Origin of the sequence: Microcoleus sp. CAWBG640 (assembly GCF_020883015.1) — a bacterium.
Classification (GTDB): Bacteria; Cyanobacteriota; Cyanobacteriia; order Cyanobacteriales; family Microcoleaceae; genus Microcoleus; species Microcoleus anatoxicus.
In genome coordinates, this window is the sequence record NZ_JAHRFC010000002.1 from 119,238 (window position 1) to 132,727 (window position 13,490).

Here is a 13,490-nt window from a genome sequence, read left to right on the forward strand (position 1 = left end):
CAAAGTTGGTTTGCTCAACTAGAGCATGGCGAAAAAAAATAATAAGTACAGTGAGGTTCGACAAAAAATATGATTGAGTCGATCGCAACACTTTCACTAACAGACTTCCTCGCTCAACCAGATATTGAATCCTCACCTGCATGGGAATTGATTCTGGGACAAGCAGTTCAAAAAACTATGCCTACCCTTTTTCATTCGCGACTACAACACAACTTGGTTAACTATATCAACGATCGGACCGATCGGTTTGAAGCGATACCAGAGTTGCGCTGCTTGGTACTTCCCTACTCGCCAGTACCAGATATAGCGATTGTAGCAGGCGATCGGCTTACCGATGAAGACGGGCCACTTAACGGCGCACCGGATTGGTTAATTGAAATTCGATCGCCGGATCAAAGCACTTTAAAATTGCAGAATAAGATTCTTCATTGTCTCATTAACGGCACGCAATTAGCATGGCTAATTGATATATCTCACCAACAAGTTTGGGTATGGCAAGGTGAGGAGTTACCTATAATCTGTTCCGGTGCAGATATTTTGCCAGTTTTAGGTATTCCCCCGGAACTTACGGTTGATGCTGTGATGTCTATGATTCACCGACAATAGGCATTTTATATCAATTCCGGTTGCACTCAGACATAATATAGAGGAGACGGCAGTGCCAAGGAGTGTCAACTTAACCTGTCAGCCCGCCAAGTTCGTCTGTGGGCCCGGAGTCCGCCAGGGGTTGAAACCCCTGTCTAATAGCTAAAGTCCTCTCAAAGAGGACTAATGAGTTGAAAATTCTTCTCTTCAGTCCTCTTTTAGAGGACTTTAGCTTTGAGGCGGGGGTTTCAACCCCCGCCGGACTATGGGTTTGACCTTAAGTTGACACTCCTTGGGCTCTTGGAGTGTCCCTACAATTGATCGTGGTAGGGACACGGCACTGCCGTCTCCTCTGTCATTCCTAAATCAATATTTTAATTTTTTTTCGACACATCCTGAAATAGGTCATGCTTCCCCGACTCCTAAAACTTGTGCTACGGTGAGTTTCAGATCGGGAAAAGTCGTCGATGCGATCGCATTGCTTCCTTGAAAAACAGCTTCTTCATACAGTCCATCTACCCATATCAGCACGGTAACTTTTGCTTGACTGGGGTCAACGATCCAGTATTCAGGAATTCCCCGTGCGGCATATTCCGATCGCTTGTAGCGGTAGTCTCGATCTTCATTCACCTTACCCGGAGAAACCACCTCAACCACTAATGCAGGTGGTGGCATATCCTGTGTAATTGTAGCTCGTCTGCCATCGATCGCCGCGAATAATTCCTCAGTCAAGATTATCAAATCTGGCAAACGAACACGAGTCCGTTGACCCGTTACCACAATCTCCGTATCTTTGCAACAGATCAGATAAAAAGGAACGAGTTTGAGAAATTCTGACAGCAGGTAAATGGCAATTCGGTTATTTCGATTCGTTTCTGGAGGCACTTCAACTAATTCTCCGTCTATGAGTTCATATTTGGTGTCTGTCCCATCGTCATAAACAAGGTATTCTTCTAGTGTGAATTTTCTAGTCGCTGTCGTTGTCGTCATGGCGATCGCCCTTACCAATCTCTGTATTTAAACCTATGTCAATTATAATGTTAAGTTCCACATCCTGCCTAATATCAATTCCGGTTGTATCGGAATGATTTAACCGCGAAGGCGCGAAGTACGCGAAGGAAGAGAAGATAGAGTTTAATACAGGACGATGAAGAGAGGATTTTATATAAGTCATATCGTTTCCGGCTGCATCGGAATGATTTAACCGCAGAGAACACAGAGGACACAGAGGGAGAGAATAGAGATCTGAATCATTCAGATGCTACCGGATTTGATATAACTCATGATTGAATCCAGATTTTTCAATCCTTAATTTGAATAGGACTTGGGTTTTAAGCAACGGAGGAGACGGCTTTTGGAGTGTCCCTACATGATTATTTGGGGTAGTCCAAGGGCACTGCCGTGTCCGATTTCTTAAGTTTTTGTGTATAATTTCTGTTGATTTTTTCTAATCCTGTGATAATAATAAACAAGCTGCACTAAATTATTACTTAAGGGGAGTTTGAATGAACGTTTTACTTCTGTATCCACAATTTCCCAAGAGTTTCTGGTCTTTTGAGAAAACCCTAGCTTTACTCAATCGATCGGCAATGTTGCCACCTCTAGGTTTGGTCACAGTAGCTGCCATTCTGCCACAAGATTGGCAATTCAAGTTAGTCGATCGCAATGTGCGTCAAATTACCGAAGCCGAATGGGCCTGGACAGACTTAGTGATTCTGTCCGCAATGATTGTCCAAAAAGAAGATTTACTCATCCAAATTCAGGAAGCCAAGCGGAGAAATAAGCAAGTTGCTGTAGGTGGCCCCTATCCCACAGCATTACCCGACGAAGCAAAAACGGCTGGTGCAGATTATCTAATTTTAGATGAAGGTGAAATTACCCTACCATTATTTGTGGAGGCGATCGGCAACGGAGTCGCTTCAGGCATCTTCCGGTCTGGTGGCGAAAGACCCGATGTCACCGGCACACCCATTCCCCGATTCGACTTACTAGAATTTGAAGCCTACGCCGAAATGTCAGTCCAATTCTCACGAGGTTGCCCCTTCCAGTGCGAATTTTGTGACATTATCGTCCTCTATGGTCGCAAACCACGAACCAAAAACCCCGACCAGATTATCGCCGAACTCGATCGCCTATATGAACTCGGTTGGCGGCGTAGTATTTTCATGGTTGATGACAACTTCATCGGCAACAAACGCAACGTCAAACTATTCCTAAAAGAACTTCTACCCTGGATGGTAGAACATCAATATCCATTTTCCTTTGCCACAGAAGCTTCCGTAGATTTAGCCAACGACCAAGAATTAATGGATGCCATGGTCGCCTGTAACTTTGGTTCAGTCTTTTTAGGCATTGAAACACCAGATGAAGAAAGCCTAGCCCTGACTCAAAAGTACCAAAACACTCGGAGTTCTCTCAGCGAAGCCGTGGAGAGAATCACTCGCACAGGTATACGAGTAATGGCAGGATTCATCATCGGATTTGATGGAGAAAAACCAGGAGCTGGTGCACGAATTGTCCAGTTTGTAGAGCAAACATCAATTCCCACAGCTCTGTTTAGTATGCTGCAAGCCCTTCCTGATACAGCACTCTGGCATCGGTTAGCGAAAGAAGGACGACTACGCAAGGAATCTGCTAACATCAATCAGACAACTTTAATGAACTTTGTGCCGACAAGACCCCTCGAAGACATTGCTCAGGAGTATATTGAAGCATTCTGGGAATTATATGAGCCAAAGCGTTTTCTCGATCGCACATACCGTCATTATCGCCTCTTGGGAGAAGCAACCTATCCCAAAAAAGGCAAAGGTAGTAGCAAAAAAGTTAACTGGGTCACAATCCGGGCGCTACTGACAATTTGCTGGCGACAAGGCGTACTGCGCAGCACACGCTGGCAATTTTGGAGCCATTTGTTCAGTATGTACTACCATAACCCCGGTGGTGTCAGCAGCTATCTCTCCGTTTGCGCCCAAATCGAGCATTTCTTCGAGTATCGCCAGATTGTCCGCGATGAAATTGAAGCACAAGTGGCTGAGTTTCTAGCGACTGAATTTGAACCCATTAACTCAGATGAAAAGATGGCAGTGATTTAATTTTTGCTTGAACAATTAGGCTAGGAAGCGCTTACACCCATAGATTCTAGCGCCCTACGCAAATAATTGACGTCGATTTCGGTGCTAGTCAGAGCCAAAGCTCTGGCTGGTTTTTTGACATCAAGTTCTTCGATGTTTACTTAAGTAAGTGTCACCCAAAAAATACATTAACATCTGAGAAAATACACTTACGAATAAACACTTACACCAGCACTAAAAATTATGAGTAACCACCTCATCAAAAATTGTGGTATGATACATTTAATTTTTCCGGTCAAAATTTTAGTTTCAATAAATAATTGCTCGATTGCGATCGATTATGAACACTAAATTATCAGTATAAGTGGAGGCAGTTAAAATGTATGGTTTAGTGAATCGTGCGATTCAAGACATGGTATGCGATCTGTTTGATGAAGCTACTTGGGAAAAAATCAAACAGAAAGCGGAAGTTATAGAGCAGCAATTTCTGATTTTAGAAGCTTATCCCGATGATTTGACTCATCGTCTAGTTAAATCTGCTAGTCAAGAGCTTGGCTTATCTAGTGCAGAAATTATGCAAGCCTTTGGTGAATACTGGGTTAAATTTACGGCTACTGCGGGTTATCAAGAAATACTAGATATGGCCGGAGATACATTACCGGAATTTCTCGAAAATCTCGATGATTTACATACTCGGATTGGGGTGCAATTCCCTAAGTTGCAACCACCATCTTTTGAATGTACAGAAGTGGCCGAAAATGTGATAGACCTGCATTATCAGTCTACACGGGAAGGTCTGGCACCCATGGTAGTCGGGTTAGTCAAGGGTTTGGGCGATCGCTTCCACACAGCAGTTGATATCACCCAAACTGAATCCCGTGAAGCAGGATGCGAACGTGACACATTTCGGATTGAATACAGAGCCGAATAGACTGCAAAATATTCATGAATAAGCCACTGTATACACTGAATCCCCAGATTTTTTGTGAAATATTTCCATTTCATATAGGATTTAATCACAATCTGGAAATTGTCCAGGTTGGGGAGGTATTACAACGGACTCATCAAATCACATTATTAGGTGAACCAATAGATGGGCATTTTCAAATTCATCAGCCAGCGATCGCCTTTGACATTTTAAAGATTCAGAAAAAAATCAAATCATTATTTATTTTAGAATCGAAGCATAACTCTCTAAAATTAAAAGGGCAAATGGTCGATCTGAAAGAGGAACAGGTGATCCTGTTTATTTGCTCGGTGTGGAATCCAGACTCAAGCCTGCTATCCAAATTAGCTGTCAAGTTGAAAGACTTTGCAATTCACGATCTGACTCCCGATTTTTTGTTTTTGCAACAAACTAGCCAAACGGCTATTCGGGAAGTTCAAAGCTTGACGGAAGAATTAACTCAGCAGAAAATTCAGATTCAAGCATCACTAGAAGTGCAGAAAGAACTGACATCTTTATCCCAAAATCAATCACAACATTTAAAACAGGCTTTGAGTAACATTAAGGAAACACAATCACAGCTAATTCAAGCAGAAAAAATGTCAAGTTTAGGTATGTTAGTCGCCGGAATAGCCCATGAGATAAATAATCCGGTCACTTTTATTCATGGTAATTTGAGATATCTGCAAGAATACGTAGAAAGTCTGCTAAAATTATTACAACTTTATCAAAAATACTATCCGCAACCCCCATCAGAAATCGCCACAGAAGCGGATATAATCGATATCGTTTTTTTAGAAACTGACCTTCCCAAATTACTAAATTCTATCAAAATTGGCACGGAACGCATCTGCAAAATTGTGGATTCTCTCAAAAATTTTTCCCGCCATGATGAAGCGAAAAAGAAACCTGTAGATATTCATTCTGGCATTGATAGCACTTTGTTGATTTTACAGCATCGGCTGAAAGCTTATGGTAGAAATGCCGAGATTCAAGTGATTAAACAATATGGTGAATTACCCTTAATCAATTGCTACGCATCGTCAATTAATCAGGTATTTATGAATATTATCAGTAATAGCATAGATGCTTTGCGAGATGCAGAGGAAAATTGTGCCGACTGGAATCAAGAACCTACCATTGTGATTCAGACTTTAGTCAATGATACTCAGAATTTGGTAGTCAGGATTGCTGACAATGGTATGGGTATGGAACAATCGGCGATGGATAAAATATTTGACCCATTTTTTACAACGAAGCCCGTGGGAAAGGGTACGGGTTTGGGATTGTCAATTAGCTATGGGATTGTGGTGGAAAAACACGGGGGTAAGTTAAGCTGTATTTCTGCACCGGGAGAGGGGGCAGAATTTGCGATCGAAATTCCGCTGTTAAATTCCTAACTCTTGCACCCACCCATTCCCTTCTCTTAATAGCACTTATTTAAAGAAAATTATCACCAATCTCAGTAGGATGTTAAAACAATTGGAGTTAAGGAGATGTTAATAGCAAAGTTTTGGTCAAACTATAGTTTTCGTACTAAGTTATCTATGTTGATCGTGAGTTGTGTGGTTTTACCAACTATTTTAGTAATTCACAACATTCTTCATTTAGCTGAGAATTATTTACTGCAAAGGATGCAACAGACTCTACAAAAAAGTTTAGGAATCCTAGAGTGGCAAGTCAAACAAGTTGAAAAATTTCAGGCAGATATTGCTATCAGTTTAGCAGAAGCTGTAGAAAATACTAATATCGATATCAACGATCCTGTAACCGTAGACCAGCAATTAAAGGTTCTACAAAAAAGTATTAATCATTCGATAAAATTTTCTTTTCAACCTAGTTTTTCTATCCTGACTGATGCTCAGGGAAAAACTATTGCTCAAAATATTCAAATACTAAAAGATGACTTCACTCGCTATCCAGAATTACCTTCCCAGGGACAAGTACCAGCATCTTTAGTGTATGATGTAGTCCCCTTGGCTAGAAAAATAGACATGGGTACTTTGCCCATAGTTAATTATGCTATTAAAGAAGGAAAAATTTTATCTGGCTTAGAATTATTCAATTCCGAATTGTTGCAACAGATGGGTATAGAACGTCAGGCAAATATTGGTGAAAGATTTCAAAAAACCCAGGGATTGCCCATCAATAAACAACCTTTGTCTCCGGGAACTTACAATATTAATGCGGGAAAAATTGGATTAGTAATAATTGTTGTTTATCCCATTAAACGAGAAAATAAAGTTATTGGTAGTACCATTGTTGGTACGTTGCTAAACCGTAATTATCAGATTGTTGACACTGTAAGGCAAATTTCCGGTGCAACCACAGTGACTATATTTGCTCAAGATTGGCGAGTGAGTACCAATGTTCCCTATCCTGATGGTAAGACGAGAGCAATTGGAACAAGAGTTTCGAGAGAAGTTGCTGAAGCTGTGCTGGATAGAGGGGAAATATTTCTGGGGAATACTAACATCGTCGGTCAAAACTATATGACTGCTTATGCTCCTATTTATAACTACGAACATCAGCTAAATATCCAGACAAAACCAATTGGTATATACTATGTTGGCGATTCAGAAGTTCAGGTAAAAGAAGTGTTGATGAAACTGGCTTTAACAGGTTACACCGTGGGCATTAGTATTTTAATATTAGCTGTTGGTGTTGGGTTGATAGCAGCAAAGACATTTTCTTATCCTCTGCACCGTCTCACGGAATTTGCTCAACAAGTAGGACAAGGAAAGCAGGGAGTGCGACTGAAGTTAAATAACCGCAGCGATGAAATTGGTATCCTGACTCGTGAATTAAATCACATGGCAACTGCCATTGAAGAAAATTTGATTAGGTTAGTAGCTTCAGAATCTGCGCTGAAAGAAGCAGAAATAAATCGTCGCCAATTAGCCCAAGAAAAAGCAAGTCAGTTAGAAGCAACACTACAAAAACTTTACTCGACTCAATCCCAACTGATTCAAACGGAAAAAATGTCTAGTTTGGGACTGTTAGTTGCCGGCGTAGCTCACGAAATCAACAATCCAGTCAACTTTATTCACGGCAATCTTAAATATGCCAAGCAATATGTTGGAGGTTTAATGGAATTAATTGATTTATACCAAAGATTATATCCGAATTCCCTAGCAGAAATTAAAGCTAAAATGGAAGATATTGACTTAGATTTTATAGCCAAAGATTTACCAAAAATATTGAATTCGATGGAAATGGGAAGCGAAAGAATTCGCAAAATAGTTAAGTCTCTCCGAATTTTTTCCCGTCACGAGGAAGCGGAAATCAAACCTGTAGATATTCATGCTGGAATTGATAGCACTCTGTTAATTTTGCAGCATCGACTGAAAGCTAATGATGAATTTCTAGAGATTCAAGTGATTAAACAATATGCTGAATTACCCTTAGTCAATTGCTACGCTTCGTCAATTAATCAGGTATTTATGAATATTATTAGTAATAGCATAGATGCTTTGCGAGATGCAGAGGAAAATTGTGCTGACTGGAATCAAGAACCTACCATTGTGATTCGGACTTTAGTCAATGATGCTCAGAATTTGGTAGTCAGGATTGCTGACAATGGTATGGGTATGGAACAATCGGCGATGGATAAAATATTTGACCCATTTTTTACAACGAAGCCCGTGGGAAAGGGTACGGGCTTGGGATTGTCAATTAGCTATGGGATTGTGGTGGAAAAACACGGGGGTAAGTTAAGCTGTATTTCTGCACCGGGAGAGGGGGCGGAATTTGCGATCGAAATTCCGCTGTTAAATTCCTAATTCTGGCACTTGTTTATTGCTGTGTGGTTGAGATTAATTGACCGGATAGGATATAAAAATTGAGGGTAGAGCCACCAGATATACTTGGATTTAGGCACAGGTTTCAATCTATAGCAGTCCTTGCAGGAGTCGTAAAGTTTTTTACCCCACCCCAACCCTCCCCTTATCAAGGGGAGGGAGTAAGAAATTCACAAATGATGCGAGGATTGCTATATGTTATAATTAATCAAAGTTGAGGAATCATTATGTCAAAAGAAAGAAAAAGTAACAAAGAAGTCAAAAAGCCAAAGAAACAGCCTGATGGTGTTGCTAAGCCGAAAAATGACAACAAAAATTATGGTAGTACAGAAGGCCGCAAGTAGAGATAGCTGCCACTGTCGAAATTGCGCTTAAGGTTGTTCAATTTTCATTGTTGCCATTAGTAACAGAGATCGCGCCACGTTTCCAGGATATCCAGTATCAATTTATGTTCGATCGGACCTAGGCGGCGATCGCAAGAGAGAGCGGCATTTGCGATCGAGATTCCGCTCTAGTTTAAATTTAAAGCTCAACCAGTAGCAGCAATCGTGATTGTTTGCGTTTCCCAAGTTGCGACAGCACCCGCAGCAGTTAAACAGAAATAGCCACTGGCAGATTCCGACACTGTGGCTCCCGCTAACTGAGTACCCTCAAAGTTCGCTCCGATTAAGGTAGCTCCCCTCAAGTCAGCTTCGCTCAAGTCCGCGTAGCACAGCCTGGCCCAATCGAGATTGGCTTGCACCAAAGAAACTCCCGCCAAATTCGCCCTGGTTAAATTTGCTCCCGTCAACTTGACATTCCGCAACTGAGCTCCCGTGAGATTGGCTGCTTCCAAATTTGAGCCTTCCAAGTTGACACCGTTGAGTTTTGCTTCGCTGAGATTGACACCATTGAGATCGGTTCCACTCAAATCGATGCCGTTGATGTATGCTTTTTTCAGACAGATGCCCGTGAGTTGGGCTCCAAAGAGCATCGCACCGCTGAGTTTTGCCCCCCCTAAGTTTGCCCAGTTAAGGTTTGAGCCGGTCAGATTCGCGCCCCGCAGGTTGATGAATTGCAAGTCACCATTACACAAATTGGCGTTCCAGAGGATGGCACTCCGCAGGTTGCTACCGATGAGTAGAACGCCACTGAGTCGCGCTCTGGGCAGTTTTGCTTTGACTAGGAAAGCTCCGCTGAGATTGGCTTTGGTCAAATCGGAGTCCGCTAGTCGGACTTCGCCCATTTTGGCAAAACTGAGATTTGCCCTGTGAAGGTTAGCACCGCTGAGTTGTGCTTTGGTGAGAACAGCCCTGCTCAGGTTCGCCCCGACAAGATTAGCCTTTGAAAGGTTTACTCCAACTAAGATGGCTCCACTGAGGTTGGCTCCACTGAGGTTGGCTCCTGCAAAGTCTCTTTTGCCATTTTCATAGTCTTTGAGCAGCTCGGTTACTTCCATAGAAGTCTCATCTCGAAATATGAACTATTGCTAAAAATTTTATATCTAAATTTTATACCTAATCGAGTTATGGCGATCGCACTTGGCACAATTGTGAAAATTAACTTGATATTTCTCAATATATGTTGTTTTTTGTAATTTTTTATTAATAATTTGGTAACAATCTTGTGGGCGAACTACCTAAAATTTAGTGAGATGGTAGTCCACATCGCTCATAGGGAAATCTGTGTGACTGCAATATTGCCACCAAAACAGACATCCACATCAGTACCCGGTGCCCGATCGCGCTTGCTGTATTCACCCACATAATTAAAGTATTCTCCCTCCTGGCGATATACCAGCGGCAAAGGCTCAGTAGAAGGGCGACAAAACACAATTTCCGGTTCCGCACTTCCGGGTGCTAAATGTGGCAAATTCACATTCCAGAAACAACCAGATTTGGGTTCCCGATTGAGCAAATCTGCCAACACCTGCGATGTCCAACGAGTCGCCACTTCCCAGTCTATCTCCCAAGGTCTTTTAATCCAGTGGGAAATCGCCACACCAGGAATCCCGTGCATCGCCGCTTCCCGCACGGCGGCAACGGTACCAGAAAGGTAGACATCAACACCCAAATTACCGCCGGCATTAATACCGGAAAGTACCAAATCGGGTTTTGGACAAAGGTGATTGAGGGCAATGCGAACGCAGTCTGCGGGTGTTCCTCCTACAGCATACTCGACGGACGATCGGCGATCGACATGAATCGGACTGTGAGCAGTCACCTGGTGTCCACAGCCAGACAATTGCCCTTGAGGAGCCACCATTATCGTCTTGCCGTTTACCGCCTGCAAAAGAGCCTGAATGCCTGGAGCATCTATGCCGTCGTCGTTGGTTAAAATTATGGTCATTGCTTATTAGTTATTGGTTATTGGTTATTAGTTATTTCTCTGTATTCCCTGCTCGATTCCCCCCTTGGGGGGGGGTAGGGGGGGGTTGCCCAATACCCATTGGTGTCAACTTAAGCTCAAACCTAGTCACAGATGGCTGTTTGACTATTAAGGCCAGATCCCCCCTAGCCCCCCTTAAGAAGGGGGGAACCGGAATCTTCTCAAAGTCCCCCTTCCCCCCTAGGGGGGGGTAGGGGGGGGCTAGGGCGTGTTTTCAAACTACTCCTTAAGATTTAGATCCCCCTCGCATCCCCCTTAAAAAGGGGGACTTAAAGACTCTTTCCCCCCCTTTTTAAGGGGGGCTGGGGGGATCTTTGGGTTTGAAAACACGCCCTAGGGGGGGGGTGGGGATGCGAGGGGGATCTTGCAGTCGTCTATAAACAAAAGATACAAAGGATTTCAGGCGATTGTTGACACCAATGCCCAATGCCCAATGCCCGATGACCAATGCCCAATGCCCGATGCCCTGAAAACATATAATCCCAAAATCATCTGAACACATCACCAACTTGTGGTAAAGTTTTGTGTCGATCGCCCGATCGCCAAATATTAACACAAGTTCAGTTAAACGCGCTTACAGTAATGTTTTTGCCAATTTTCCCCATCGCTCAAACAATCGCCGCACCTCCTACCCAACAGCAACTGATTATCCAGCCAGAACTACCCCTACCGGAAAACGAACTAGATTTACCGCCACAGCCCAGCAGCAGTCCACTGAAAACCCTGATGCAGCGCCAGCAAGTGCGGATTTTGCCGGGACAACTTGACAACATCCCGGTTTTCAATAGCAACAGCCCGGAAGTCGTGCAAACCGAAGGCATCTTGCTCTCGACATTTCCCCAAGAAGCAAAACAAGTACCTTCGGCGCACTTAAACTTTCCCTTCAAAGGCAGATTTGACATCTTTGCTCACCACATAGCCAAGGCAAAAAATCGCGAACAAACTCGCACTTTATTTCAAGGAATAATTGTCTACAATCCCAATGACGAGCCTGTCACTTTGAATGTATTGCAAGGAGCGACTTATTTAACTCGGCCCGATGCTCTGTTTGTCGATTTGCCTTCCTATTTAGACAATCGATTCGGCACTGTGTTTGCTGGGCCTGGGAGCCGCATCACCAGTGATGTGCTGCGGGGGTACAGACAAGGGATTTTGCCGGCTGCGATCGAAATTCCAGCCAAGCAGAGCCGAATGCTGATGAATTTGCCCATACCTGTGGGGAATGTCACGCCTGCTTCTAATGGTCGATCGACTTTAATGCGAGTATCGAGCAGCAATTCGGTTTATGTTGCTAGTTTGGCGATGTTTGCTCCCAAAACTCCCGCCGGAGTCGAACAATATCCGACGTTAGAACAGTGGGAAAATATTTTAAATACCAAGGGTTTAGCAGGGCCGAGGGATTTAGCACCAACGGCGATCGGCTTAAATCCTGAGCAAAAAATTTATGGTCGGGTTGCGGGAGTAGCGTCTGGTTCCCAGTGGGAAGCTAAAATTACTGATAGTTCAAACACGGATTATTTAACTATTCCCAAACCAGGGGAGGAATTTTCCTATGCCTTGAGCACTACGGATACGGGTACTTTTGGCACTGGTCAAATTCAAAGTGCTAAAATGTTAGCTCGTTATCCCGATACGGCTTATTTTGCCCACGGTAATTATGGCATTCAATATAACTTAAGTTTTCCGCTTTATAACAAATCTCGCGAGTCTCAATCTGTGAGTATTAAGATGCAAACACCGATTAAGGCTAATACAGAATCGGGGGGATTGATGTTTTACGACCCTCCTGAAAATCGGATATTTTTCCGAGGTACGGTGCGGGTAATGTTTAGTGACGATCGAGGTAAGACTTTGACGCGCTACATTCACATCGTGCAGCGCCGGGGACAGCAGGGGGAACCTTTGGTGAATTTGAATATGAAGCCTGGGGAAAGGCGTTTGGTGCAGGTGGATTTCTTGTATCCGCCGGATGCGACGCCGCCGCAAGTGTTGACGGTGCGATCGAGTAATTAGTTGATGGTGATTGAGTTAGGACGATCGGCCAGTAGGTAGAATCTTACTGGCAACAATGATAAAGTTTATACAACTGCCGAATAAGGAGAATAGTTATGTCTGTTCAGATGCAAAGACGGCTATTTACAGTGCAAGAATATCACCTAATGGGTGAGGCTGGCATTTTGGGTGAAGATGACCGAGTGGAATTGATAGAAGGAGAAATTGTTCAGATGGCTGCAATTGGTACTCGTCATGCAAGTTCGGTTAAGCGTCTGATCGCTGTGTTCTCCGATTTGGAGAGAAGACGTGCGATTATAGGCGCTCAAGACCCGATCCAGTTAACAGAAAAAACTGAACCTCAACCGGATGTTGTATTGCTGCAACCTCGCGCTGACTACTACGCTACTGCACATCCAGTACCATCGGAAGTTTTGTTGTTAGTGGAGGTTTCTGATAGCACTGTTGGTTTCGATCGCGATGTGAAAGTTCCTAACTATGCTCGTTCTGGTATTCAGGAAGTATGGTTGTGGGATCTGGATGTGAATTGTTTAGAAGTTTACCGTTATCCGACGGCTAATGGCTATACTTCAATGCAAAAGTTTGAGCGGGGAGAAATGGTTGCGCCGCTAGCTTTTCCTGAGTTTGAAGTAAGCGTTGATTTTATTTTGGGTTAGAGCGATAAGGAAGTAGATAAGCTATCGTACATCTAGGAGGATATCGAGCAAA

At 43.2% G+C, this 13,490-nt stretch carries 11 protein-coding genes; 7 read left to right on the top strand and 4 right to left on the bottom strand.

Annotated elements, in window-relative coordinates; genetic code table 11:
• The first annotated feature begins 69 nt into the window (after positions 1–69).
• Positions 70–606 carry a Uma2 family endonuclease gene (locus AAFP11_RS01895; RefSeq protein ID WP_340550058.1) on the top strand — a complete coding sequence of 179 codons (537 nt, stop codon included), beginning with the start codon at positions 70–72 and terminating at the stop codon, positions 604–606.
• A gap of 384 nt (positions 607–990) precedes the next feature.
• Here AAFP11_RS01895 and AAFP11_RS01900 read toward each other — a convergent pair whose 3' ends face one another.
• On the bottom strand, positions 991–1,575 hold the full coding sequence (locus AAFP11_RS01900) for a Uma2 family endonuclease (RefSeq protein ID WP_341735493.1): 585 nt from the start codon (positions 1,573–1,575) through the stop codon (positions 991–993).
• A complete protein-coding gene (locus AAFP11_RS01905; RefSeq protein WP_340520947.1) occupies positions 1,553–1,759 on the bottom strand; it encodes a hypothetical protein in 207 nt (68 codons plus the stop codon). The genes AAFP11_RS01900 and AAFP11_RS01905 overlap by 23 nt, the downstream gene beginning before the upstream one ends.
• A gap of 331 nt (positions 1,760–2,090) precedes the next feature.
• Here AAFP11_RS01905 and AAFP11_RS01910 point away from each other — a divergent pair, with 331 nt between their 5' ends.
• The 4 genes from AAFP11_RS01910 (at position 2,091) to AAFP11_RS01925 (ending at position 8,384) form a co-directional block, all read left to right on the top strand.
• A complete protein-coding gene (locus tag AAFP11_RS01910) occupies positions 2,091–3,677 on the top strand; it encodes a B12-binding domain-containing radical SAM protein (protein WP_341735494.1) in 1,587 nt (528 codons plus the stop codon).
• A gap of 358 nt (positions 3,678–4,035) precedes the next feature.
• Positions 4,036–4,587: a heme NO-binding domain-containing protein gene (locus AAFP11_RS01915; RefSeq protein ID WP_340541682.1), complete on the top strand. Its 552-nt coding sequence runs from the start codon at positions 4,036–4,038 to the stop codon at positions 4,585–4,587.
• A 14-nt stretch (positions 4,588–4,601) separates the two neighbouring features.
• Positions 4,602–6,002, top strand: a complete 1,401-nt coding sequence (locus AAFP11_RS01920) for an ATP-binding protein (RefSeq protein WP_341735495.1) — start codon at positions 4,602–4,604, stop codon at positions 6,000–6,002.
• Positions 6,003–6,098: 96 nt separating this feature from the next.
• Positions 6,099–8,384, top strand: coding sequence for a cache domain-containing protein (locus AAFP11_RS01925; RefSeq protein ID WP_341735496.1), 2,286 nt, complete (start codon positions 6,099–6,101; stop codon positions 8,382–8,384).
• 547 nt (positions 8,385–8,931) lie between these two features.
• On the opposite strand, the gene AAFP11_RS01930 is transcribed toward AAFP11_RS01925, so the two are convergent.
• Both AAFP11_RS01930 and surE read right to left on the bottom strand, forming a co-directional pair.
• The gene (locus AAFP11_RS01930) at positions 8,932–9,840 is read right to left on the bottom strand and encodes a pentapeptide repeat-containing protein (RefSeq protein ID WP_341735497.1); all 909 of its coding nucleotides are present in this window, start codon (positions 9,838–9,840) and stop codon (positions 8,932–8,934) included.
• Between the two features lie 212 nt (positions 9,841–10,052).
• A complete protein-coding gene (gene surE / locus AAFP11_RS01935; RefSeq protein ID WP_341735498.1) occupies positions 10,053–10,730 on the bottom strand; it encodes a 5'/3'-nucleotidase SurE in 678 nt (225 codons plus the stop codon).
• A gap of 621 nt (positions 10,731–11,351) precedes the next feature.
• Here surE and AAFP11_RS01940 point away from each other — a divergent pair.
• Positions 11,352–12,782, top strand: coding sequence for a DUF3370 domain-containing protein (locus tag AAFP11_RS01940; RefSeq protein ID WP_341735499.1), 1,431 nt, complete (start codon positions 11,352–11,354; stop codon positions 12,780–12,782).
• A 95-nt stretch (positions 12,783–12,877) separates the two neighbouring features.
• Entirely contained in the window at positions 12,878–13,438 is a 561-nt protein-coding gene (locus AAFP11_RS01945) for a Uma2 family endonuclease (RefSeq protein ID WP_341735500.1), read from the top strand.
• Positions 13,439–13,490: the final 52 nt, after the last annotated feature.

Coding starts and splice junctions, on each gene's coding strand:
- AAFP11_RS01895 (WP_340550058.1), top strand. CDS start 70: ATGATTGAGTCGATCGCAACACTTTCACTAACAGACTTCCTCGCTCAA.
- AAFP11_RS01900 (WP_341735493.1), bottom strand. CDS start 1,575: ATGACGACAACGACAGCGACTAGAAAATTCACACTAGAAGAATACCTT.
- AAFP11_RS01905 (WP_340520947.1), bottom strand. CDS start 1,759: ATGACTTATATAAAATCCTCTCTTCATCGTCCTGTATTAAACTCTATC.
- AAFP11_RS01910 (WP_341735494.1), top strand. CDS start 2,091: ATGAACGTTTTACTTCTGTATCCACAATTTCCCAAGAGTTTCTGGTCT.
- AAFP11_RS01915 (WP_340541682.1), top strand. CDS start 4,036: ATGTATGGTTTAGTGAATCGTGCGATTCAAGACATGGTATGCGATCTG.
- AAFP11_RS01920 (WP_341735495.1), top strand. CDS start 4,602: ATGAATAAGCCACTGTATACACTGAATCCCCAGATTTTTTGTGAAATA.
- AAFP11_RS01925 (WP_341735496.1), top strand. CDS start 6,099: ATGTTAATAGCAAAGTTTTGGTCAAACTATAGTTTTCGTACTAAGTTA.
- AAFP11_RS01930 (WP_341735497.1), bottom strand. CDS start 9,840: ATGGAAGTAACCGAGCTGCTCAAAGACTATGAAAATGGCAAAAGAGAC.
- surE (WP_341735498.1), bottom strand. CDS start 10,730: ATGACCATAATTTTAACCAACGACGACGGCATAGATGCTCCAGGCATT.
- AAFP11_RS01940 (WP_341735499.1), top strand. CDS start 11,352: ATGTTTTTGCCAATTTTCCCCATCGCTCAAACAATCGCCGCACCTCCT.
- AAFP11_RS01945 (WP_341735500.1), top strand. CDS start 12,878: ATGTCTGTTCAGATGCAAAGACGGCTATTTACAGTGCAAGAATATCAC.